Annotated in this window: 15 protein-coding genes and 1 pseudogene; 10 read left to right on the plus strand and 6 right to left on the minus strand. The window is 45.5% G+C overall.

Annotated elements, in window-relative coordinates:
- Positions 1-239: pseudogene (locus CIK04_RS35595) on the plus strand (hypothetical protein); the annotation flags it as partial.
- 303 nt (positions 240-542) lie between these two features.
- Here CIK04_RS35595 and CIK04_RS16545 read toward each other — a convergent pair.
- Both CIK04_RS16545 and CIK04_RS16550 read right to left on the minus strand, forming a co-directional pair.
- Positions 543-1100 carry a NapC/NirT family cytochrome c gene (locus tag CIK04_RS16545; RefSeq protein ID WP_097352601.1) on the minus strand — a complete coding sequence of 186 codons (558 nt, stop codon included), beginning with the start codon at positions 1098-1100 and terminating at the stop codon, positions 543-545.
- A gap of 26 nt (positions 1101-1126) precedes the next feature.
- A complete protein-coding gene (locus CIK04_RS16550; RefSeq protein WP_045590266.1) occupies positions 1127-1750 on the minus strand; it encodes a c-type cytochrome in 624 nt (207 codons plus the stop codon).
- Between the two features lie 696 nt (positions 1751-2446).
- Here CIK04_RS16550 and CIK04_RS16555 point away from each other — a divergent pair.
- Genes CIK04_RS16555 through CIK04_RS16565 form a run of 3 tightly spaced genes read left to right on the plus strand, consistent with a single transcriptional unit; the run spans position 2447 to position 7669 of the window.
- The gene (locus CIK04_RS16555; protein ID WP_176463356.1) at positions 2447-4651 is read left to right on the plus strand and encodes an OmcA/MtrC family decaheme c-type cytochrome; all 2205 of its coding nucleotides are present in this window, start codon (positions 2447-2449) and stop codon (positions 4649-4651) included.
- A gap of 53 nt (positions 4652-4704) precedes the next feature.
- Complete coding sequence (locus CIK04_RS16560) at positions 4705-5676, plus strand: DmsE family decaheme c-type cytochrome (protein ID WP_039545281.1); 972 nt, start codon at positions 4705-4707, stop codon at positions 5674-5676.
- A gap of 10 nt (positions 5677-5686) precedes the next feature.
- On the plus strand, positions 5687-7669 hold the full coding sequence (locus CIK04_RS16565) for an MtrB/PioB family decaheme-associated outer membrane protein (RefSeq protein ID WP_097352603.1): 1983 nt from the start codon (positions 5687-5689) through the stop codon (positions 7667-7669).
- A gap of 121 nt (positions 7670-7790) precedes the next feature.
- On the opposite strand, the gene dbpA is transcribed toward CIK04_RS16565, so the two are convergent.
- Positions 7791-9170 (minus strand): ATP-dependent RNA helicase DbpA, encoded by a 1380-nt coding sequence (gene dbpA / locus CIK04_RS16570; RefSeq protein ID WP_097352604.1) that lies wholly within the window; start codon positions 9168-9170, stop codon positions 7791-7793.
- A 273-nt stretch (positions 9171-9443) separates the two neighbouring features.
- On the opposite strand from dbpA, the gene CIK04_RS16575 reads away from it, so the two are divergent.
- From CIK04_RS16575 to CIK04_RS16590, 4 genes are all read left to right on the plus strand, one after another.
- Complete coding sequence (locus CIK04_RS16575; RefSeq protein WP_232708651.1) at positions 9444-13046, plus strand: transporter substrate-binding domain-containing protein; 3603 nt, start codon at positions 9444-9446, stop codon at positions 13044-13046.
- A gap of 3 nt (positions 13047-13049) precedes the next feature.
- On the plus strand, positions 13050-14816 hold the full coding sequence (locus CIK04_RS16580) for an EAL domain-containing protein (protein ID WP_086468021.1): 1767 nt from the start codon (positions 13050-13052) through the stop codon (positions 14814-14816).
- Positions 14817-14838: 22 nt separating this feature from the next.
- The gene (locus CIK04_RS16585) at positions 14839-16485 is read left to right on the plus strand and encodes a response regulator (protein ID WP_176463358.1); all 1647 of its coding nucleotides are present in this window, start codon (positions 14839-14841) and stop codon (positions 16483-16485) included.
- A gap of 156 nt (positions 16486-16641) precedes the next feature.
- Positions 16642-16875, plus strand: coding sequence for a hypothetical protein (locus CIK04_RS16590; protein ID WP_017422602.1), 234 nt, complete (start codon positions 16642-16644; stop codon positions 16873-16875).
- 106 nt (positions 16876-16981) lie between these two features.
- Here CIK04_RS16590 and CIK04_RS16595 read toward each other — a convergent pair whose 3' ends face one another.
- Positions 16982-18874 carry a bifunctional diguanylate cyclase/phosphodiesterase gene (locus CIK04_RS16595; protein ID WP_176463357.1) on the minus strand — a complete coding sequence of 631 codons (1893 nt, stop codon included), beginning with the start codon at positions 18872-18874 and terminating at the stop codon, positions 16982-16984.
- 837 nt (positions 18875-19711) lie between these two features.
- Here CIK04_RS16595 and CIK04_RS16600 point away from each other — a divergent pair.
- Positions 19712-23200, plus strand: a complete 3489-nt coding sequence (locus tag CIK04_RS16600) for an Ig-like domain-containing protein (RefSeq protein ID WP_097352608.1) — start codon at positions 19712-19714, stop codon at positions 23198-23200.
- 88 nt (positions 23201-23288) lie between these two features.
- Here the strand turns inward: CIK04_RS16600 and CIK04_RS16605 are convergent, their stop codons facing one another.
- Complete coding sequence (locus CIK04_RS16605; RefSeq protein WP_039538181.1) at positions 23289-24116, minus strand: phosphate ABC transporter substrate-binding protein; 828 nt, start codon at positions 24114-24116, stop codon at positions 23289-23291.
- A gap of 217 nt (positions 24117-24333) precedes the next feature.
- Between CIK04_RS16605 and CIK04_RS16610 the strand changes: the two genes are divergently transcribed.
- Complete coding sequence (locus CIK04_RS16610) at positions 24334-24690, plus strand: DUF3024 domain-containing protein (RefSeq protein WP_017790823.1); 357 nt, start codon at positions 24334-24336, stop codon at positions 24688-24690.
- A 55-nt stretch (positions 24691-24745) separates the two neighbouring features.
- Here CIK04_RS16610 and CIK04_RS16615 read toward each other — a convergent pair whose 3' ends face one another.
- Positions 24746-25558: an AraC family transcriptional regulator gene (locus tag CIK04_RS16615; protein ID WP_026050868.1), complete on the minus strand. Its 813-nt coding sequence runs from the start codon at positions 25556-25558 to the stop codon at positions 24746-24748.
- Positions 25559-25625 lie beyond the last annotated feature (67 nt).

A 25625-nucleotide genomic window follows, 5' to 3' on the forward strand; every position in this document is an offset into this window, starting at 1 on the left:
AACGCAGATACAGCATAGCGACATGGTTACAACGACAAGGTGTAACAGAGCGAAATGCGTGGAAGCTGGCGATGTCAGATAAAGGGTGGTGGCACTTAGCCCTCTCGCCCCAGGTGAATCACGCAATGCCAATCAAATGGTTCGAGGAGAGGGGACTGTACTCATTGAGAGATGGGTATGAGTCACTAAAGATATATTCGGAACCGCCGTATGCGACCCACGCTTGTACGGTGGTGTGAGAGGATGGAGGCCGTGAGGCCTCCTCCTACTCGATTATCAATATGGTTATTTTTAAATACAGTTATTTTTCAAAATAGGGGACTTAGCATAGGCAAATGAGCGTGACCTTATGCTATTTACTTGGTAAGCATAGCCACTTATCCCCTTCCTACTAGAAGCTGCAACGGTGTTGGCTGCATTCGTTTACTGATCGCCAGCCCGGCCCAATCACATAGCGTATCTATGCGCATGGGGACTCACTCATTTGCCGCCCACCTTCAACGCCAAGTTGTTTGGGTATAGCGATTGCACTATCGGCGTGTTTATTCAGATTGTTGTGGCAGTTTGTGCGCGATTCCCGCATGACAGTCGATACACGATTTCTCTCTTTCCTCCATGGTTTGATGCCGACGAGCGACCGTTCGATCTTGCGCAGTGAAATCCATCAACTCAACACGATGGCAATAGCGGCACTGCTGTGATTTGTTTGCCACAAATTCGTTGGTGACTTTTTCAAACAGTCTAGGTCGATGCTCAGTCTCAAAGTTGTCCAGAGTGATGTCGCCCGACAACTTGTGAAAGATATCCGCAGTCGCCATGATTTTTAACTTGAGCTTAGGCAGCAATTCGCGAGGGACATGGCAATCACTGCACGTTGCCGCAATCAGCCCTTTGGCATTCTTGAAATGAACGGACTCTTGGTATTCTTCAACAATTGTATCCATCTCAATATGGCAGCCAAAACAGAACGCATTGCTGTTGGTGAACGTCATACCCCAATGAAAGCCGGTCATGGCTATGGCACCAATAACAACAGCCAAAACGCCTCCAAGTGGAACGCCTAACCACCATTTGCTGCGAGGTTTATCCCATAAGCTCATAAGACGACTCCCTGATATAAACGTATTTATTGGAAGCTTGCATAATATTCAACAAGTGCTTGTCGCTCTTCTTGAGATAAGGCTTTAATCGCTTTATCCATTTTCTTGTCTGCTGAGCGTTTGCCTTGATGAAATTGCGTTAAGGTGGTTAACAAATAGCCTTTTTGTTGGCCTGCTAAAATGGAAGCTTCATCAAGAGGATCGCTTCCTCCATCGGCATGACAACTTTCGCAACTTTTTAGATGAATGGCTTTACCTTGGTTTACCAGTGTTTGATCAAAAGGTTGTTTTGCGCGAACAAACTCCATGTCAGCGTAGTAGGCTGCCAGTTGTTCAATTTCGTCTTCTGTTAAAGAACGAACGATGGTTGCCATGTCTCCGGATTGACTGATATCTCCCGACACGTGTTGGACGGTTTTGGCGGGGCGTCCTTCTAAGTAGCGTAGCATTTGGTCGCTGAGATTGAACTCAGGAATGCCCGCAATGGTGGGTATATCAGTGTGCCCACTCACACCATTTGCTCCATGGCATGCATCGCATTGTTTCTCGCTAACGAGGGCTTGCGTGCTAGCGAAAGCCGAACCAAATGAAGCGATAAACAGAGCAATGGTACAGAAGATGTTGTTTAAAGTAGATTTTTTATCAAGCATAGCGTGACGTTCCTATAATTAAATAGTGCAGTGATACTTTCTAAAGTTAGTTGGCTTTCTAATTTGATAGTAATACATTATTTAAAATTTGCTCGATCTCTTTGATATTTTTATTTGTTGTGCTACGGAATTTAACTCGTTATTCATTTGGGTTAGTGATTGAGCCATTTATGCATGGGTGAGGTATTTGGTGTTTAGCTTGGTTTAACCTCGTTAATATTTAATTTATGACGATGGAATAGATGATCTAAATCAATTAGATGTCGCTTTTTCTTAATTCTATTTCTATGGGAATAGAAAAGATGTATGGGTTAAATGAGTCTTTATATCATTTACCAACCGCCTGTTTTTTCTTATATCATTGATTTTGCTGTCTTTTAAATTTGTAGTTTAATTCCCTAATATTTCAAATTCAAATGCATGCTCTATGTCTCAAAGTGAAAAGATATTATTCAGGACATGTTAAACGTCTTGTTTGATAGTGGAAAAGTAATTGATAAATATAACAATGCCAATTAGTTTGTTCTAGATAATATAATTAATGGTAAGTTTATTTTCACTGTTTATTTTCTTTTAATGAGCTTATCACGACAGGTTGTCTTGGCGAGAAATCTGGTAAAAATCCACTACAATTACGTAAAGTATAAAGCGATAACTCCAACATACAGAAGATTAATAGGAATAAGGGATAATCCTATGATTATATTAAGAGCGATGTTGGCCTCTGTACTCAGTATTCTACTGATTGCTTGTGGACCAGAAAGTGGTAACGATCAAAATACGCCGCCACCCCAGCTTGGAAAAGACTTTACGGTCAGAGTGGAAACCCCTCAACTCGTGGTACCTGATGGGGCCAGTGAAACCAAGCTTGTGGTTGATTTTGAAGTCTTTGATGCATCAGGTCGCGCCTATGAGTTCGATGCAACGAAAGATTTTCGTATCGCGGTGCTTAAAGCAATGCCTCAAAGAAGCGGCGGTGGGCGAGATGGCAACACGTTTTGGAAGAGCTTCCACCATTCTAGTAATGACGCAACCAATCGAGCGAGCATGGAAAATGTTTGGACAGCGGGTGGTGAGTTGCTCAAAACAGAGAGCGGCTACACTTATACCTTTGCAATTGCAGATATTCTTAATGTTGCCGATCCTTACCCAACTGACTCGGTAAATAACGGAGGCATGATCGCGTGGGATGAAGACAAGTTGCATCGTATTGTGATGGCGTATGGTGACCAAGAGCTAGGATTTACCTATGTGTACCAGTGGATTCCTGGAACACCATCCGATCAAACGGTTTCTCGCAACGTCATTGAAGAAGAGACTTGTTCTAACTGCCACATGGGTGAACCACTGCATCATGGTCCTGGGTATCGCTCCATTGATAACAACATCGCGGTTTGTTCGTCCTGCCACAATGACAGTAATCCCGGTGCCGCCCCACGTCGTCGCCCACTGGCCGCCATCGTGCATCAGTATCACGGAAATGTGTATGCCCTTGGCTCAAGTTCAAGCGATCCGACAACCTACAAACAGCCAGTCGATAGCAATGGCGCGTTGGTTACGGAGATCAATGGATTGGTGATGGAAGGCAGTTCATTTCCACAAGACGCGCGTAACTGTACGACTTGCCACTCGCAGGATGTGACAAAAGCGTCAGATGCGAACAACTGGTTTGAACATCCTAGCCAAGTGGCTTGTGAGTCTTGTCATTTGTACAGAGACAGAGGTGCACACGACAATGAAGTCGGTTTTACCTGGGATAGAGAAACCTGCACAGGTTGCCATCGCCCTTATGAGCGAGATGAGAACGGTGACCCAATTATTGATATGGATGCCAGCCGAAGTGCTCGCACAGTGCATCTAGGCCGTTTGGATAAGTTAGCGGCAGCACGGGATACGTTGCTTGTCAGTATTAAGCAGGCTCGTTTTGTGGATTCCATGTTTGAAGTTGATGTCATTATTCAGAAAGATGGCGTTGGTATTAGCGCGCTTAGTGAAATCACGCCATTTATCAATGAACATGGTCATGTCAACTTGTTGCTCAATTGGGATAACGGTGAAGGCCCAATGCTGGCAAATAACGGTTTGGATCTCTCTACCTGTTCCGCACAAGGCAATGGCTTGTTCACTTGCCAGAAAGATTTCACTGGCGCGACGCTTTTGCCAACTGCAACGTCCACGTTGACCGTGAATGTGGCTGATATGCCGTTGTGTGCCAACCGAACAACAGGTGAGTTGGCGGATTGTTCGACATTCACTGGCATTGATAATTTGAAATACCCTTATGTGATTGCTGCTAAGAACGCAAAAGGAACGTTTGATGTGGGCGGTATCACAACGCCGCATACCTTGCCTGTTGGTGCAGAGGTAACGTCTTGCAACAATTGTCACAAAGAGCTCACCATTCACAAATTGGGCGCTCATCCACACGCAGCAACGGATTTTCAGCAGTGTAAAAATTGCCACAATTCAGAGCGCTCCGCGTACTACGCAGGCATGGCCGCGGATCTCAAATATCATGTTCACTCATTCCATGCCTTCGGCTCTGCGCATGTAGGTGAATCCGTCTTCCCTGGCGCAATTAACAACTGCGAAGCGTGTCATAGTGCTGGGCAATACAACTTACCAAGCCAGAAAAATACACGACCTTCGTTGGCCAGTGGAAAATACTTCAGCCCCGCATTAGTGGCGTGTGGTGCCTGTCATATTGAATCGCCTTTGGCTAATGCCGATCCCGATACGATTCCTGGTGATGCCGTGCTCGATCATATGATCAAAAACGGGGCCGTGTTTGCTGCGGATACCGCTGTGGAAGCAACGGGCAAAGAACAGTGCGCAACGTGTCACGCCATCGGTCAGGAGCAAGGCGTAGATAAAGTCCATAAAGTGTACGAATACCGTTAACTGAGTGCTTCGGGAGAGACTTCCGGAGCACGGTTGAGCAATAGGAAAATCTTATGAAAACAACGATTCAGTGGTGGTTCGTGACGATAGTGATGGCGCTTGGTCTCTCTTCAAATTTGAGTGCAGAAGAGCGCTCTACGCAGCCAGTGGTCGATTCTCGTGAAGCGATTGAAGCAATATTGGATCAGAAGTTTAGTGACGGAAAGTATTCACGACGTGGCCCTGATGGCTGTTTACGCTGCCATGATGACGATTCTGAGTTACCCGCAACGGGAATTTTCGACAATATCCATGGTAAGTCGGCCAATATTCATGGGCCAATGAGCGACAAACAGTGTGAAGCGTGCCATGGCCCAGCCAACAATCATGAACGTAACCCTCGTAAAGGTGAAATGCGTGAACCCATGATTACCTTTGGCCCCATGTCTCCAGTGCCGTCAGAAAAGCAAAACAGTGTGTGCTTGTCTTGTCATACTGACTCGAGTCGCTCTGCGTGGCACAGCAGCGAACATGCTTTTGAGGATCTCTCTTGTTCGAGTTGCCATAAGTTGCATGAGAAAGACGATCCTATGATGGTGGCCGAAAAACAAGTGGAAACCTGCACTAACTGCCATGCAAAAACAAAGTCTGATCTGCATAAACGCAGTAGCCATCCGATTCTCAACGGTTCTCTGGCGTGTTCGAGTTGTCATGATCCCCATCAAACCGTTAATGAATACAGCTTGAAGCAAACCACCACCAATGAAACCTGTTTGGATTGTCACTCAGAAAAACGTGGCCCATTCTTATGGGAACATGAGCCCGTTACAGAAGACTGTTCTAACTGCCACAATCCACACGGGTCGGTCAATCAGGCGTTATTGATTAAACGGCTTCCGCAACTTTGTCAGGATTGCCATAGCGTGCCGCACGCGAATGTTGAGATACCGGAAAATGATCTCAAGGTGAGGGGAGGCAGTTGCTTGAACTGCCACAATCAAGTGCACGGAACCAATCATCCGCGCGGCATGTCATTAAGAAACTAGGGAGGGTGTCATGAACGTATCGCCTTTGTGGGCCGCCATTGTTGCCGCTCTCGCAATTCCCGCTCTTGCTGATGACTACGCTTTACAACAGGCGAGTGAAGCAGACACCAGTCGCTGGAGTTGTAAACCCTGTGAAAGTGACGGCAAGTGGATTGGGGAAATCAGTTTTGGGTTGGGATACCAAAACAACGACGGCGCATCTCGGTTTAATAACTGGGTTCCACCAATTTGGAGTTCCAATGATCCCGGAAACGGCGTGGGTAGCAGCTTCAACACCGATCTATCGAGATACGACGATGATGGTTTTTACAGCAAGCTGAAAATTGAAGATCTAGGGCTAAAACGGTTTTTAATGCAACTCGATGTGGGCCAGTATGATGGCCTACGTTTCCAAGGGCGGTATCGAGAATCACCATACTATTGGAATAAGGCATTACTCAGCGCCTACAGTGGAGAAAATAACGTGCAGACGGCGGGTGAGTTAGCCACTTTTGAGAAAGGTGTGAAAAGAGAAACACTGAATCTCTCGCTTGCGCTCACGCCGCATTCCCCGTGGAAACCGCATGTCTCCGTTCAACATGAAAGAAAAAAAGGCACAGTGACGGCTTATACCTCCTCAATACTTGCCTATGGCAATGTACCGGGATATCTGCCGAAGGTGGTGGATTATGAAACACTGAATACTGCTGCGGGGATTAGTTACATTGAAGAGGCGTGGAATGCGGACATTTCTTATCAAGGCGCTTTCTTTCGTCAGAAATACAGTGCTCTTTACTACGGTGAGCAAACGAATCCGTATGCCAATCAACTGGCGTACGAGCCGGAAAACGATTTCCATCAATTGTCACTTTCTGGCAATTACCAGCTAGAAGCGCAAAGTCTTAACGGACGCCTGCTTTTGTCACGTGCTACCTCAGAGGGGGGCATGAACCCATTTCCTCAGTCGCCGGTCACAACGGATAGTTTCCACGGGCGAGTGGATACGATCCAGATCGATGCGAATTATCACAATCGTTTGAGTCGTTCTACCTCGCTGAAGTTAGGGGTAGATTATCGTGATCGCGATGATCGCTCCGATCGCCAAGTGGTGATTGGTCAGACACGTAAAGAATACGATAGGAATGCAATCAAGTTTGATGCGAAGCTGGGTCATCGTTATTCCCGCTCGTTACGCTTGAATGCGGGTTATGAGTATAGGGCAGACAAGCGCCAATACGCAGTGCGTGAAGAAACCAATGAGCATACCTTCTATCTAGGTAGCGTGTATCGCCCTGAAGCCGATTGGCGAATGGGCGGAAAACTCTCGTATCAAACTCGTGATGGTTCCAAATGGACACAAACCTCTTCTGATGCGCCTCATCTACGTCAATTTTACCTCGCAGATCGTGAGCGTTTGGAGTTGCGTGGCGATGCCAGTCACGATCTTGCCGATAACGCACAACTTACCGTTATTGCTTGGTTGGCTGATGAGCGCTATCCGCAACCGGATATCGGTCGCAGCGAAGGGCAGGATTACGGTTATGATCTCGGCGTCAGCTTTTATCTTGAAGACGACACCACGGGACATCTCTTTTTCAATCAACAATTTATTCGCTTTGAACAGCAGCATGCCAACAGCGCTGCGCCGGGTTGGAATCGTTACGAAACAGAGACAAAAGACAGTGTGACCACAGTGGGATTTGGTTTTAAACGGCAGAACTTGTTAGAAAGAAACCTCAGCTTGTCGCTGGACTATAGCTACAACCATGCTCGTGGACAAACCAACACCACAGGAGCAGGGTATCATTACCCAGATGTAGACTCGGTGGTGCATCGCCTCGAACTTATAGGCGATTATCGCGTGGCGGAAAACCAAAGTGTGATATTGAACTTGCGTTTTGAAGACTTCAATGAGGCGGATTATCTGTTCGATGCGGAAACGGCCAATATGGGGCGCGTTGAAGAAGATTATAATGGCTTCTTCGCGATGCTTTCATGGGAATTTCGTCACTAAATCGTAGTGAGTGACCTGTGGATTTTGCGCGTTGTCGAAGGAGGAAAGGTGGTTGAACTTAGGGGAGTTGAGTGTCGGTGAGTCAAGATCACCGACACTTGCTATGAACGGAAACGCGTTTTTAACCTTTCATAATTCGGGCTTTAAAGTTACGCCCTTTCATTTTGCCGTTTTGCAGCTGCTGTTCGGCGATTTTGGCCACAGAGTTATCGATAGCAACATAGGAGACCATAGGTAAGATATTGATTTTACCTATCAACTTACCGTCAATTCCGGCCTCTTTGGTTAGGCTGCCTAAAATATCACCAGCACGGACTTTTTGCTTTTTGCCACCCAAAATTTGAATCGTACGCATCGAAGGGTAGTAAGGTTTAGGGTTTTCCGGTTGAGGCAGTTTGGCCGGATGCACATCAATACCCATGTATTCTTCAATACGCTCTACTCGATACAACTCTTTCTCACTGAAAAAGCTGATCGCAATTCCTTTCGCGCCCGCGCGGCCAGTACGACCAATGCGGTGAACATGCACTTCAGGATCACGAGAAAGCTCAAAGTTAATCACGGCATCTAGGTTGTCCACGTCCAAGCCGCGAGCGGCAACGTCGGTAGCGACTAAAATGGAAATGCTTTTGTTGGCAAACATGGTTAACGCGCGTTCGCGTTCACGCTGTTCCATATCACCGTGCAGTTCGATGACGCTGAAGCGGCGATGGTTCAGCTCGTCGGTGACGTTTTGTACTTCTTTCTTGGTATTGCAAAAGACCACGGTAGATTCGGGTCTGTGCGTCAGCAGCAGAGCTTCCAAAGCGTTGTCGCGTTCTTCGGTGCTCTCGAGCTGATAGAAGCGTTGTTCGATGGTGCTCTTTTGGTGCGTAGACTCTACTTTCACCATTTCCGGATTCTGCATCACTTTGCTTGCGATGGATTCAATCTGCTCTGGGAAGGTCGCACTGAAAAGTAGCGTTTGGCGTTGAGTTGGTGCGGCATTAATGATGGCATCAATCGCATCTTGGAAGCCCATTTCCAACATTCTGTCGGCTTCATCGAGCACTAACGTATTTAGCTCTGTAAGATCAATACGGTCTTTGCTTAGGTGATCGAGGATGCGCCCCGGAGTGCCAACTAAGATGTGTGCACCATGTTCCAAAGAAAGAATTTGTGGCCCCATAGGCATACCACCACACAACGTGAGCACTTTAATGTTGTGAATGCCACGCGCCAAAGTACGAATTTCCGTTGCGACTTGATCTGCCAATTCTCGCGTAGGGCAAAGAACAAGCGATTGAACGCGAAAGCGCGAGACATTAAGGTTGTTCAGCAGACCCAAAGCGAAGGTGGCGGTTTTCCCTGACCCTGTTTTTCCTTGACCAATCACATCCTTTCCTGCGAGCACTAGTGGTAAGCTCTGAGCTTGAATTGGCGTCATCTCTGTGTAGCCCAATGTATCAAGAGTCGATAGCAGTTCAGGCTTGAGAGAAAGGGTGTTAAATGGTGCAGTCACAGGCGCAATCCTTAAGTGGAAAAGAGGTTGGGGCGGGTACTATACCGAGTTTAAAAAAAATGAACATAGAAAAGTCATTTTCGCCATCAAACTCTCACTCATCAGTGAATGTGTGATTGCGCATTAATGGTTGTGAGAATATTCCTACAAAAAGATATCTTGTTGATATCGTTATATAAATTAAAATTTATCATCACTGTTTAAATGTTGTGCGCTTGTCAATCAATCGCTACACTTCCCCACCTTATTGTCATTATCAGAGAGAGTTGTTGCTTGTTGTTACGAATCGCCGCGATCGCTTTGCTTAGTTTGCTCACATCATTGACCTCTGCGGCTAATTATCTGTCAGATGCAGACCGCGATTACCTTTCGGCCCATCCGGTGCTGAATGTCGGCATTCTAAACAATAGTTGGTTACCCTATTGGGGAGGGCTAGAGCTCGCGCCTCAAGGCATTCACCACGACTACGCAATGAGCTTTGCCAGAGAGCTAGGCATACAGATCCGCTATCAAGGCTACGACAGTATTCACGAGATGCTGCTCGGGTTAAAAAACAAAGAAGTGGATATGGTGATCGGCTTTGGCAAAACGCCGTCTCGCACGAATGATTTCCTGTTTTCATTGCCGCTGTACAAAAATGTGCGCGTGATTTGGTTGCGCGACAAAGCTCTTGAGCTTGAACCGCTCGAATCCCTCAAGTGGGTATGCGTAGAAAAAACCTCCTATTGTGAAGTGCTGGCCGAGCGTGGGTATCGCAACATTATCACCGCACGCAATTATCAGGCTGCCGCGCAAATGATCATGCAAGGGTTGGCCGATGCCACCATCAGTAACTATGTCTCGCTGAGTCACTTCTTGAGCGAAAAAGAGGTCAGCCAGGGCAAGGTGTTATTTGACAAGTCACTAGGTACCCAAATTAATCGTGTGTTGTTTAACAAAGAGCAGCGCAAACTGAAGTCCATCATCGACAAAGTGATTCTGGCAGAACAAAGAGGCTTAACGCGCAGTCGAATTCATTCAAAAGACATCTATTTTTTGAATGATCAAGCCAGCCTTCGCTTGCTTTTTGAGGAAGGGCGAGAGCAAGTGATTCGTTATACGATTGAAGAAGAAACCTTTCCACTTTCCTATCGCGATCGAGATGGAAAAGTGAAAGGCTATGTCCACGATATTCTGGATCGTATCAGCATGCGCAGCGTACTCGAATTTGAGTATGTGCCCGCGGAAGGGCGCGATGTGTTGCAAATGTTGGAAGATGGTGTTGTCGATCTTCTGCCTGCGCGTAACAACCAAGGCGTGGATCAACGCGACTTTCTGGTCACGGAACCCTATGCCAATATCACGTTTGATATGGTGGAAAGTACCGCTGACTATCAAGAGCGTAATCTGGCGATTCTCGATCGCACGGGCAACTACTACTCCTATCTGGATGTGAATCGAAACTATCGAAATGTGCGTGTGTTCCGTGAGTTAAAAGAACTCTTGCCGCAGTTGGAATCGGGAAAAGTGAGTCACGCGTTGATGAATCGGGATCTAATTCATCAACTGTTGATTGACGATCATAGCGATCATTTTAAGCCATTGGCGGACTCCCTAGAGACCGAATTCGTCGTTAAATTAGCGATGGTGGTTCGTAAAGACGATCCCATGTTTCATGACATGCTCAACAGTGCGCTGAAGACATTCTCCGCCAAGGAAATCGATTCTATCCAGTCTGCCTACCGCAAAGTGATGCTTCATTTTGGCTATGACAAGCAGCAGGTCATTATTTACTCGTTGATCGCTTTATGCCTAGCGTTGTTGATCGTTCTGCTGTTTTCTCTTTGGTCGACACGCTTGAAAGACTCATTGCGTCAGAGTGAAAAAGTGGTTGAGTTGTCCCAACATCAAATCAGTTGGTTAACCAAGTTGCTCGATACCATCCCTAGCATGATTTCCATTTCAGATTCAAAAGGGCGTTTGGTGCTTTCAAACCAAGCTTATCAAGCGAGTTTTCGTCAATGTCGAGAGAATGGCTGTATCGAGCTGGAGAGTGTCTGCTCGTTTCTTAATTTGTCTGAGCGAGAGCAAGCTGAATTTGAAGAGATCATTCAAGTGCCGGCCAGCGAATGTGGTATGGGGGAGCGTTTTTACCATGTGACGCGCAAAGCCATTATTCATGACCAAATGGAAATGACCCACTATCTCACGTTGTTTAGCGATATTTCAGATTTGAAGCAAACCGAGCTGGCGTTGCGAGAGTCCAACCGTGCGGCGTTGCAAGCCGTTGAAGCTCGCAACCAGTTTTTAGCGGTGGTGAGTCATGAATTAAGAACCCCGATTGCGGCCATGCTGGGGCTGATGGAGATTCTGTCTCATCGCCTTTCAAACAGTGAAAGTCAGCAACTGCTTGATAACGCCATCCGTTCGGCTGAGCGTCTGAGTTTGCATGTGAACGACATTCTCGATTTCTCAAAAATTGAGGCCAGCCAACTGCAGCTAGACATTCAAGAGTATCGAATTATCGAAGAGCTGGGCCCTGTCTTACGAAGTTTTGAAGCAAGCGCGCAGCTAAAGGGATTACAGTTTAACGTTGATTGGCAACCAACGGCGTACATTGACGCGCAGTACGATGCGTTGAGAGTGAATCAAATTGTCAGTAACTTGCTTTCTAATGCCGTGAAATTCACCGAAGTCGGGCAGATAAAGGTGGCGATTTCTTGCGATGAAAAAGCGCTATCTATTGAGATTGTAGACACTGGCTGCGGCATGACTGAGGCTCAACTCGAGTGTATATTCCAGCCGTTTGTTCAGGCGGATACCAGCATTACTCGCCGCTTTGGTGGCACTGGCCTTGGGATGTCTATCGTCAAAAGTTTGCTGGATTTGATGGGGGGGACCATTGCATTCCATAGCGAGTTTGAACAAGGAACCAAGGTGTCGGTCTGGATCCCGGTTAAAGGCTGCGCTTACACAAGTGACATTGAAGTGACGCACTACCTCGGCGCAAGTGACCTGGTTATGGCTTGGTTCGAAAAATGGAGTACGCGAAGAAATGTTGCGCATGGTGTGCCAAAGTTTGTCGATTGGTCATTATCGCCTATGGATAACCTCTATCCGGATTTATTACTCAAACAATGGCTTGCCCATGAGTCTAACAACGTTCGCCTTCCTAATGAGCAGGTAACTTGCCAGCTGCAGGGTAGGGTACTGATCGTTGATGATGAACCGATCAATCGCTTATTGATGCAGAAACAGCTAAAAGAAATCGGCATTACTAGCGTTGCGCTGGCCGATGGCGAACAGGCTTATCGTTATCTCCAACAGCACGCCGAGGGCATCGATTTGCTGATCACCGACTGCCATATGCCCATCATGGATGGTTTTGAATTAACGGCAAAAACACGTAGCGATATTCTCTCATTTGCGACTAAACCAATCGTCGGGTGCACCGCGGAGGATTCACGCATCGCAGCAGAAAAAGCCACGTCAGCCGGGATGGATAAGGTGATCTACAAGCCGTATTCGCTGGCACAACTGCAACGCGTACTCGCGCACTATCTGCCCGAGCAAGTTCAACAAGCGGACACCAACGCAAATTGGTTGAATGAATATCAAGAAGAAGAAAGAGAAGAGATGGCGAATGTCGTTATCGAGTCATTTAGTTTTGATATTGAACAGCTAGAACAAGAAGGTGCCGATGTCGCGGCCATTGCCCACCGTGTAAAAGGGGCGGCAGGAGCGTTACTATTGCATGAGTTGGCCGCGTTGGCGAAACGCGTTGAACAGCAAAAAGAACTCGAGCATGTTGAACGTAACAAACAGCAATTGATCTTATCCATGCAGACGGTTGTCGAGCAGGCGAACGCATGGTTAGCCAGTTCAAAGGGAGAGTAATCAATGAGAATACTGATTGTTGAGGATGAACGGATACAATCCACCAGTCTCAAATTAAAACTGGCGTCACTCAATTACTGTGACGTTCACGTGGCAGACAATGGTGAAGAAGCCTTAACGCTTTGTGCGAAGCAGCAATTTTCACTGATTTTCTGTGATATTCATATGCCAGAGATGGATGGTATTAGCCTGCTCACTCAACTCAGTGAACAACCCCATCGCCCGGCTATTGTCATTCTCAGCGCGGTCGAAGATGCGGTACTTGAGTTGACCAAAAACATGTGCAGTCTGGCGGGCTTTCCTTACGTGGATGTGCTGAAAAAGCCTTTTAGCATTGAGTCGCTTTATAACGTCATTAATCACTATGCGAGCTCAAAACAGCGCACGGTTGAGCCGAGTATTCAACACTTGCTTCGTTGTGAAGAGGTTGAGGTTGCGTTTGAGACCGATCAAATCTTCAACTATTACCAGCCGCAATACGATTTTGCCACGGGTGCCATGGTTGGAGTGGAAGCTCTGGTCAGACTGAAACATCCGGAACATGGGGTGTTAGCACCGGCCTCCTTTCTGTCTGTGATTGAGCAGTGCCAATGGATGGATAGGTTATTCTGGCGCGTGTTGGAAAAAGCGATTAGTGCGATTTCCAGCATGAGCGATGGTTTAAAGCTATCGGTCAACATCAGTCAAAGCAATCTGCAACAGCCTATATGTGACCGCGTGATGGCGTTATGCCAGCAGTACGACTTCGATCCCCATCGCTTGACGTTAGAGCTCACTGAAGATCAGGTTTACAACGGTAACACCGTTTCTCTGGCCAATCTTGCTCGGCTGCGTATGCATGGGGTCGGTTTATCCATTGATGATTTTGGCACTGGGTACGCATCGCTCAGCCAGCTTGGTAAGTTGCCATTTAACGAGCTCAAAATAGACAAAGGCTTTGTCTTTGATCTCGTGACGAACTACAAGCATCAGCAGTTGACCAAAATGTGTTTGATGTTAGCCCAATCGTTAGGGCTGCATTGTGTGGTGGAAGGTGTCGAGGACGAAGAATCTTGGCAATATCTGCGTACGCTTGGGGTCGATACGTGTCAAGGCTATTACTCTTCGCCACCACTGACGATTGCAGAGCTTTCTGAGCAATATGCCAAAAACCAGAGCCGTAGCCTGAGCCAAGAGAGCATCGAAGGCGGGATTTGCGCGTTGGTGATCGACGAGTGCTCGGTCAGCTCTTCCGCGCTCACGAAACAATTACAACGTGCCAGCAGTGTGGCGCAAGTATTGATCGCTCGTAATCTCGACCAGGCGGTGAAAACGTTAAGGGATTACCCTGTCAATTTGGTGGTGGTTGATATCAAGTTTATGTCTGATGCGACAAATTACACATTGTTGACCGATATTGATCAGCGCTTTAGTGGGCGGATGATTTTACTGACAGAACAATCGAATCCTGACATTGTTCTGTTACCCGAGCTCACCGCACGTAGTACCATTTTGTCCAAAGGCAGTGCTCTGTTCGATACCGTTCAAGAGATCTTAGCGCACAGTAAGCTTGAAAAAACGGATTTCTCAGCACAGCAAAATAAACTCGACCAACTGTCAGAAAGAGAGCTGGCGGTTGCGCAGATGCTGTTTAAAGGGCTTGGTAACAAGCAGATCGCAAATCACTTGGACATCAATCAAAAAACAGTCAGCACGTACAAAACACGAGTACAAACAAAATTAGGGATTAAGTCTGCCATGGAACTGGTGAGATTCTTTACTCTAGATTGATATGGTACTGATTAATAACACTATGGCAAAAAGACGTTTTTCACAGCTTAAAGTTTTGATCATCGATGATGCGCCTGTCGTCATCACTAGTTTACGAGGTATGTTGCTCAAATTGGGTTTTTCCGATAGCAATATTCAGTTCAGTAAAAGCCCAAAATCGGCAGTATTCAAAGCGAACCGAGAAAAGTTCGACATCTTTATTTGCGACTATAATTTCGGCAAAGGGATGAATGGTAAGCAAATTTTTGAAGAGTTGAAACATTACAAGTTGCTGGCAAATGATGCCGTTTTCATTCTCGTGACAGGAGAAAGCTCGGCCTTCATTGTTCATTCCATTTTAGAACTCAAACCAGATGAATACATTCTAAAACCGTTCAATATCGGTATATTGCAAACTCGGCTCGAAAACGCCGTGTTGCGCAAGCAAGCGCTGGTGGATCTTTACCAAGCCGAGGCGGAAGGCAATGCGGAAAAAGGCTTGGCGGTGTGTACAGAGTTGGAGCCCTTTCATCCCGAATACTATTTCATTATTCAGAAATTTCGTGGCGGTTTCCTCACTCGGCTGAAGCTGTACGAAGAAGCCAAAAAGGTTTATGAGCAGACGCTGGAAAAGAAAGAGCTCGATTGGGCGAAAGTAGGGCTTGCCAATGCGTTAAGGCACACAGGTAAAAAGTCGGAAGCCACAAAACTGGTGCATGAGTTGATTGCAGCAATGCCGAGTAACACCACAGTAAGGGTTGAAGCGGCCAGCTTAAGCTTGATGAACAGCGATGTACCTGACGCCATTGCACACCTTAAGATTGCCAGCTCAATTGTACCTGGTAACTCAGAACGAGAATTGGTGATCGCTAACTTGTGTTTGTCGGAAGGGGACACTCGCTCGGCTTTGCAACGATTTCGTCTCTATTCGGAAGTGAACAAAGAGACCTTTCGTAACAACCATTTCATGCGTATGAATCATATTCGAGCTTTACTCTATGCGCTGCATGATGCCGAGCCGCAAGAAAGGCTTCGTTGGCTGAAAGAGGCGAAAACCTTATTTAAACATGCTTACGAGTTTAGTTTTGATGAGGAGTTGGAAAGCCAGTTTCAACTGATTGCAGCACACATTGCCATGGCGGAAAAACAGTATCGAATTTCATTTGAGATACTCAACCAACTTTATCGTGTCAAACCGTTTAAGCATTTTTATGATCGATACCATTTCGCATGGCTGTTGAATGCGATGGGTTTTGACAGCGAGTTTTCACAATGCATTACCTGGTGTAAAGAGAGTTTACTCGACGATGAGCTAGAAACCATTTTAGCCAGTAAAACTGCGATGGCGAGAGCATTAGAAGCGCAAGGTCAACAGAAAGTCGAGTGGTTAGAAGGCAAGTACAAATCGCTGATTGAGCATAAACAAGACATCGAAAAACTGTTTCTCATATACGCGGAGATATTTGAGCGCAGCCCAACGTTAAGGACCGTTTGCATCAAAATTATCACTATGTTGTCTCGCTATTGGCCAAAAGAGAGGGAAATCAAACGTACTGCAGAGATTATGAAAGAATGTGATGTCACAATTCGTCAGCTCATGACAGAAGAAGAGCGTGAAAAGCTTGGTTACGAGTCGATTTACGCCAGAGCGCATGAGCTACATGAGCAGCAATATCAGGTCGTTTCTTAAGCGAATATCGCGTTGATGATTAGATATGAGAGCTTACTCATATCTTTATGGGATGAATTGAAGGTTAGTCATATCCATGAGTCATTGCTTATGGTATTTATGAGCTTCTGTTGAGCCCTGATGACAATTAGGGCTTTGCTGTTACAGGAGTTTTCTATGTCACACAAAATCGAATCACATGCTTGCCCACAATGCGGCACCGATACACCTCATGTCGTTATCTTGGTGCGAAAAACCAGTCCTTATAAAGATGACAAAAAGCGCGATTGGAAAGAGTTTTTCTCTGGCTTTGTAAAAGGCGCAGCTTTAGGCGCATTCGTCGCTTCGATGGACGAATTTGAACGTCATCTCGTCTGTGAACGATGCGGACATAAAATCATAGAAGAATAACGACTTACTTTTGCAAGCAACGCAAAAGCATTGCGACACTCAACTCAGTTTGAGCGGCTCAAGTACGAGTCGCTCAGCTTTTTCATGAGTGAGTTAAAAATAACGTTTAAAGTTGCAGAGGACTTGCTAATTGTTGAGAGAAGTCGTCAGCCGGAACCGCCTTGCCATACAAAAAGCCTTGAGCGTAATTGCATTCCTCGGTTCGAATGAAGTCTTCTTGGTATCGATCTTCTACTCCTTCCGCTATCACCATCATATTAAGTTTGTGCGCCATTGCGATGATGGCCCTTGTCAGTTCTCGATTGTGCTGGTTGTGTTCCAACTGGTTGATAAAACTGCGATCAATTTTTAGCGTATCGAAAGCGTATTTTTGCAGATAACTGAGTGAAGAGTAACCAGTACCAAAGTCGTCAAGAGAAATGCTGACGCCGAACTGACGCAACTGAGCGAGTACGCTTTGCGCATACTCTTCATCGTGCAGCAGAATACCTTCAGTCAGTTCCAGTTCAATGCATTTTGCTGGCAATTGGTAAAGGTCAATGATGTCTTGTAAGTGTTGCACAAAGTGTCGTTCACGGAACTGGATAGGTGAGATGTTAATCGCCACTTTAAACGAGTGAGGTGATGCGCGATGCCATTCTGCTGCCTGTTTCAATGCTTGATGTAAAACGAAGTAGCCGATTTCAATAATTTGGCCGTTACTTTCCGCTAAAGGAATAAATCTATCTGGAGAGACTTGCCCAAGCGTTGGATTATTCCATCTCAGTAGTGCTTCGGCACCGATGATTTTCCCTCCTTGTTTCAAGCAAATGATCGGCTGAAAATGCACTTCAAGTTCGTTGTTCTTCAGTGCTTCAGAGAGATGTGACTCCAGTTGTAGGCGCTCTTCTGCGGCTCTTTGTGCGGCAAAATTAAAATAAGAGATCTGCAAACCTTCGTTTTTACCTTCGCTCATTGCAGAGCACGCTCGCTGAATAAGGCTGAATGAGTCTGTTGCATCTATCGGGGCTAACGCGACCCCTAAATGGCATTGCAAATTAACTGTCATATCGTTGACGTTAAACGGTTGGGTGCACGCTTTGGTAATGCGCGCGATGACTTGTTCTTGTATCTCGGGTTTGCGCAGATGCTGCGCTGCTAAGACGAAATCCGAACCAACAATTCTTGCCAGTTTCCACTTTTTAGGCAGTTTGTGACAAATGCGTTGGCTCAGAGAGGATAAAATTTGATCACCGAACATGTAGCCATAGCTTGCGTTAACAAACTTAAAGTTTTTCAAACTGAAATAGATCAGAGTAATTTGTTCATCATCGTCTAAAGAGGCCATTTGCTCGGCGAGATCGTCCGCCAAGGTAATTCGATTGGGGAGTTTTGTGAGCGGGTCGTAATGAAGGTGAAAGTCCAAATGGCTTTCAGCTGCGGTTCGTTGCTCGATCTCTGTTAGCAATCGGCTACTCAGATCGGCGAGTGTTTTGGTTCTTTCTGCGACCTTTTGTTCCAGCTCTTGGTTGAGTTGCGCAAGCTCTTCTTTACGGTAAAGGGTTTCTAATTGTCCTTCAATGGCCGTTTGAAAGCGACCAAGTAATGACATCGCGTCTTCATCAAAGTATCGCTCTTGGCTATCAAGCATACAGATGGTGCCGAAAGGGGTGTTATCTGGCCAAAACACAGGCAGCCCGCAGTAACATATCATGCCCAGTTTGATGTCTGGATTATGATCCCATTCCGGATCGCTAAGCGCATTGGGAACATTCAACATGCGCCGCTCGCTAATCACGGTTTCACAATACAGGCCATGCCCAAGTGAATCTTTTGCATTTTGCGCGTAGGGGTTATTTTCGCTACGACTGCTGGAAAATACTTCGATATCGTTTTCGTGAATACGCATGATCAGAGTGGCAGGACATTGCGTCATTTTGGCAACCAAATCGACGATTTCTTGCCAGCTCTTGAGTACAGAATCCGGAACGATTAATTGAGAGGTATCTATGTCTGCCATGATGCTTATCCAATGTGTAAGAGTGTTGATATCCATTCAGCGGTGAGGCGCTTGGTTCGCATTATTGAGTATAGGTGATGCAAAAGCCATTGCTATCATGAATGTTAGCAGGGGTGATGGTCTCTTTTGGTTATAGAGAGTTAACCGTTCACAAGCACGGTTTGAATATCTATGGCACTCATTGCGTTAAATAGTGATTTTATTTTTGTCGTGAGCGGTGAGTGGACATCACGATTAAATAATATAAATTTCGTCACAACGGTATGTTCTATTAAAAATAGAATGGGATGAAATCTATACTATATTTATAAATTCCAAGCGTTATCTTGATTATTTACTTTTAGTTTTATTAATTATTGAATGCAAAGTTGATCGCAAAAATAATGTAATTGATAATTAAATCGTGTTTTTGTTCGAGATATATGGGTTCAATAATACTTTTTCACTGCTTATACATTTTGTTTCAATAAGGCTGATATTGAGTTGTTATATCCGATGCATTTAACAGAAACGTGTAATTAATCAATGTGTTTATTTCGTTTACTTACAATTCTGATATTTGTTAATGTTCAAATTGCCATTGTAACTTTTTGTTATTTGGTTTGTTTTTGGCTTTTCTTTAAATTTATAAGATAAGTGTTAGCTTGTTTTTTTAAACTATTTTGGTTTGGGGTGGTTTAATTTGATATTTGTTTTTATGAAAATTAAAATCCGCGGGCGTCAGTTTTTGATAGCAACTTTTATATTAATTCATCTGTAACTGATGTTTTTTTATATCTGTTTTTGGTTTTTAAACTGCTATCGATATTTAAATCTAATACATGTTAAGGAGAGTTCATGTATAAAAATGGCCTGATGGGTATTCCACTCATTTTGATGTTAACGGCTTGTGGTAGTGACAGTGGTGGCTCAGATGCCTCGACAGATTCACGAGAGTATAAAGGCTTAAAGTTTACGGGTATTGTCTATGATGGCCCGCTGTACGATGCGGAAGTTTCCATCTATGCAGGTGAGAAGCTTTTGGCACAAGCAAAGACCGATCAAGATGGTCGATACTTTGTTGAAGCAAAAGTGTATCTAGACGAGTACGAAAGCCTCAAATCTTTGCCAATCACTTATAAGGCGCAACGCAATGAAGTGATTCTTTATGAATATGCCGGACAAACACTAGAGCAGACTATCGACAGCGAAGGTGTTGACGCTCTGATCAGTAATTTCTCAACGGTTGAGTATGTATTGGCCGATGTCAACAAAGACAACTTTGTTTCTGCCAATGAATGGGCGGCGTACCAAACACTTGATCGCCGTTACGCCGAGCAAATGATTGTTCGCTACGGTGTCGGCTTAAAGTCGATTGTTGATTTTGATGGATCTCTCACAGGGTTCGACAATACCGTGACTTGGCTACGAAATGTGAGAAGTGACATTTCATGGGAGCAGTGGCATCGCCTTAACGACATTCCGTACAACAATGCGTGGAACGCTCTGTTTGCCGATACTTGGTTCGTCGAGCAAGAAGCGCACCGTTTCACTAATCTTCCTGGTTGGTCTTCAGAATATGATGCGGTTATTTCACCGGACCCTGCTCCTGCAAGTATCAAGTATGTGCTAGTGACTGGCCTGCCACAAATCGCGCATGTTGGGGATTTGATTAGTCCTTCAACATTTGCACTTTGGTCGGATGCATCGTCAACTGACATCAGCAAAGACGCGACTTTCACCGTTACGCCTGCTTCTGCGTTAGAAAAAGTCGGTGCTCGTTGGAAGGTCAAAGAGCCGGGTGTGATTACTTTTAAAGCCGAATACAAAGGCGTATCCACATCGAGCACATTTACCGCTGAAGGTGTAGGGCTGAGCAACATTGTGTTGAGCGGCGTCGATAAAAAAGTGAGCGTAGGCGATAAGCTTCTGCCGTTGGTTTCTGCAATCTGGACAGACAGTACAACAACTGAGGTGACTGGATTCGTCACTTGGTCAGCGTCGCCAGCAAACGCTATTACGTTTGTTGATGGCCATCTTCAAGTTGTGGGTACGGGTGATATCTCTCTCACTGCGACTTATCAAGGTGCGACGTCAACCATTGCTTTCAATGCTGAACCAGCTACATTATCTGGCTTGAGATTGGGCTTTGACAAACGCGAACAATATCTCCAAGAGCAGTTTAAAGTGGTCGCTGAAGGCGTGCATGAGAACGGTTACGTGGTGAACTTTAGCGAGAACGCTGAATGGGTATCGAGTAATCCTGCGATCCTTGAACCTGTGGGTTCGGGTGTCTTTGTCGCGAAAGGGGTTGGAAGTGCCACGGTAACGGCAACTTACGAAGGTTACAGCGCGTCTCAAGAGTTTAGTGTGGTTGCTAAACTTACAGGGATCAGCCTAAACCTACCGAATAGTAGTGTCTCTAAGAACCAATCTGTACAGCTAACGTTGAACGGTGAGTATAACGATGGTTCTGTATCTCAAATCGTTGAAGGTGTCGCATGGACGACAAGCGCACCAGATGTGCTCACTATTGATGAGCAAGGTCTCGCAACGGGTATTGTCGAAGGCACGTCTGTTGTTACGGCCACATACAAAGGCTTTACGTTAGAACAAACCGTAACGGTAACCCAAGCCATGATCGTGTTTTCTGTACCAGAGTTCGTCGACGGTAAGATGATTTTGAATGAGGGTAGTAAACTGCCTTATACCTTCAAATTTACGCGTTCAAATGGCGTTGTTCATGAGTTCTCTGCCACTTCAGGTGGGCTAGACTTTGAAAGTTATGGTTTTAGAGAGGAAGTCGATGCATCGGGTATTCAAGTTGCAAACTTAGATAAAGATGCAGACTTTATGCGTGGTGTACGAGCGGGTGAAACTAAGCTGGGTCTTGATTCTGTACCGGTTGAACTGCAAAATATTTTCGCTGAAATTGGCGCAATTACAGACGCGTACGACTACCCAACACGCATCGATCTCCCTGTCGCTGTGTTGGATAATCAAGATGTCTATCAGTGGCACAAAGTCGCGGGTAATCAAGCAAGTTTGCAGGGGCTAACGCTGGTTCAAGCTGTACAAAGTGGTGACACGCTATACCGCTTCTGGCAGGTGTCAGGATCTCAAAATGGTGCGTTGTTTGTTACTCAAGTAACGGCAAATGGTGAGAGTGATGCGGTTGAAGTGCTCTTGCCGACAACGGATTTCAAACTGCTCTCCAATCAAGTGATCTCAGCGTCGAATGGTTATGTGATGTTGGTTACCTCTAACCAACACGTAAGCGGTGTGATTCCTGAGCACAAAGCGTATCGTATGACGCTGGCGGATGGCACGCTTGCCGAAGTTGATACCAGCACCTTGTACAAAAAGCAATTTAATCTCAATGCAGATAGTTTCTACTTTGCGTCGAATGGTAACTTATTCCTAGTCAAAGAAGACGATACAACGCTCGTGTCTGAATTTGATTTCGCGAGCAATACGTGGAATGACAAGATTGCTTCACTCAATGGTGTGCCAGTGCAACTGCCGTCTCAGCAAGGGATGATCGCTGCACTAGATACGAATCAGATGGACTACGGCGCGTTTGCTCCACCAACATTGAACCTCTATGACATGGAAACGAAAACTGCGACATCACAGCAGTTTATGTACCCAGGTGATGCAGGTTACTTCTGTGCTGAGCCTAAATCGGTCAGTGTTGCACTAAGAGCAGAGCTTGCAGAATCTGGTGCGGGTTGTTTGATTGCTGCTCGCGGCAGTTATGACCTGATCGGCTACTGGGTTTGGAACTCAATTGCAGATCTTCCGTACCTGTTCCTGTTCGAAGAAGGCATGTCCCGTCGTGGTGGTGATAACTATGGCGTCGCCAGTGTTAAGTCAGATGCCAATGTCGTTTACAGTGCAGGGCGTCAGTCAGTCAATAGCACAGACATGTTCCATGTGGCAGAGATTGTTGATGTGGAAGTGGAAGGCGTGATCGAGAAACAGATTCGTCATGATCTCTTCAACAAAAAGGACAAACTGCTGGAAGGCTCTTATGCCAAGTTCCCGGTGATTGATGGCAATCAATACACAGTGTCTAATGCGGATGTACCAAACGAGCAGTTTGTTTTGTTCGGTCACGGCGCAGCAGTCAAAGGGGAGAAAGGCGACTGGTCTAGCGATAGTTTCATGTATCAATTGCCAGCGAAAGTTTCAACTACTGAAGCGAAAACGTATAACCTTGGTGACACGGTGATACTTGCTACTGAGGGCCAAGAGTCCGCTGAGTACTGGTTCTTGCAATTACGTAAGCCGATTGTAGACGAGACGCAACCTGAAACACCAGTAGAGCCAGATGTGACGCCTTAACATCTCTCTCAATAACCGCCATATTTGAGCGGAGAAATCAAAAGCCAGTCCTTTAACGGACTGGCTTTTTTATCGAATGCGAAATCACTTATTCTTTATGGCTGCTCACTGAGGTATAGCCATAATCGGTAATGATTTTCTGTCCTTGAGTTGACTTAATGAAAGCGATGAATGCTTTACTGTCTTTATCGACGGCGTCGACTTTATACAAAATCAAGAATGGACGTGACAGTAAGTATGAGTGGTTTTTGATGTTATCTGAGTTTGGTGCGACACCTTCAACGCTAATCGCTTTTACGGAGTTGTCAACCGAACCCATCGAGATAAAACCAATCGCATGTTGGTTATGATTTACGATGGTTTTCACCATGCTATTGCTGTTGACAACTAAGTTGCTTGGATTGATGTCCGAAACAAGACGATCATTAATAATGCGAGTCAGGCCCAGTAAGCTTTCAAAGCTATAGCGAGTGCCGGAGGAAGTCTCGCGAGTGACAACAGCGATGGGTTTGTCTTCACCACCCACTTGTTTCCAGTTGGTGATTTTGCCTTTGTAGATATTGTAGAGTTGCTCTTGAGTCAGATTAGAAAGGGTATTGGAACGGTTGATGACCACCGCTAGCCCGTCGTAAGCAATTAAATCCACATTCAAATCTTCACCTTTCTCGCTTTCTGTGAGGTAGCGGGAGCTCATCCCCAGCTCAACTACGCCTTTGTTAACCATCGTGATTCCTGCGGTCGAGCCAATACCTTGGACGGCGATAAAAGAATCTGTGTGAGACTTGTTAAACTCTTCGGCAAGCACGTCCATTACACGTGCAACAGAGGTCGAACCGGAAATATTCACTTCTTTAGCGTGGCTTAATGGGACGATAGAAAAGAGAGATAAAAGGACGGGTACCACAAAGCGAAACATAACTTACTCCAAAATAGGGTTATTTGAGAGTGGAATGATATTTCGTTCAGGTTACATTTTTGTGAAGGTCTAAACATTAAGTCACTCGCATGGCGATTACACTTTGTGTACTAAAATAAGTCTATAAAGCGGCAAACGGTGGCGTTGAGTAAGCCTGTGGCTTTTTGATAGGGCTTCGAAAGCAAACGTCAGCAAATCTAGCCGAATAGATGAAGGAATGACTATGTCAGTGACGCAAATTGCTATCAGTCGGCTTAATAAAGGTGCCCAAGCGCTGTGCACAAAAAGAAACGTTAACCTTCCCGTTGAGCTCGGAAAATGTCTCTATCAACCGATCGAGACTGGAGTGATTTTTTACAAAGCGGCGTATTTGTTGGATTCTCGTCACAGTGAATACACCTCACCGGTGGCCAAAATTCTCTTTGATGTATTTCACGGCGAATGGTTGTTCTTTCAAGCGAAGTTTGACGGTGACACCTTCTATTGGGAACCCTATTACCCGCTAATGAAATCCGATGATCTTGATTCGATTTTAGAGGAGATAGAACACGACCCATTGGCGTGTTTTTGGTAATGCGCAGTGAGTGAATCACTACGCATTACGCTTGCCTGATTTGGAAAGCTCGTCGCTAGGCTTTACCGTGTTGTTGTACTTTCGCGCGGAACTCTTTGGGTGTCATTTGCTGTACCGCTTTAAACGCGGTACTAAAATGGGCAGCACTTTTAAATCCAGACTCGTAAGCAATGGTGGTAATCGATTTATCCGTTACGCGAAGCTGAGTCGCTGCATGAGAGATTCGCTTAATCTTCAACAACTGTGAAAATGACATCTCTTCTGCCGCTAAGCGTCGTTTCAGGGTTGCGGTGGACATACCCATGTGCTTGGCGAGCGTCTCCAATGAGATCTCTTCTTCGATATTGCTTTCAATAAACTGAATGATTTTTTGCGTTTCACTAAATTGTGTTGCGCGAATAATCATATTGAGTAGCTCTGGCTGTTTTTCAACCATGAGCGCCATTAACGCCAAGGCTAAATGTTCTTGAGCTTGCGAGTTTTGTTTCCTCTCAACTTCTTCAATAAGCATATCTTTCAGCTGGTCGATTCGCTTATGTTGACCACTGAATTTGAAAAAGGTGTCAGTTTGTTGAGCTGGAATTTTAGATAAAGGGTAAACGTTACGGAACTTTTGAAGCAGCGTGATGCTAAACACCAAGGCTAACGCTGAAAATCCATTTTCTCCCGGTTGAGCTTGAGCTTCTTTTAATTGGCCGGAATTGTACAATGCAAATTCTCCTGCCGTCAGCTCACTCGTTGCTCCGGAATCTTGTGTTACGGTTAGGCTGCCTTGCTCCACGAAAAATAGGCCATTCTTTGTCACTGGATAACGTTCCTGTTTCCTCGGAGCAAAGTGGTTAAATCTGATAATTTCTATTGTTGGCATAAAGTAGCTTACCACTGAATGAATATAGTTATATTTAATAGAACTGTTCTTGCAGTGTTACCAATGA

It is taken from the genome of Vibrio sp. 03_296, from assembly GCF_002265885.1.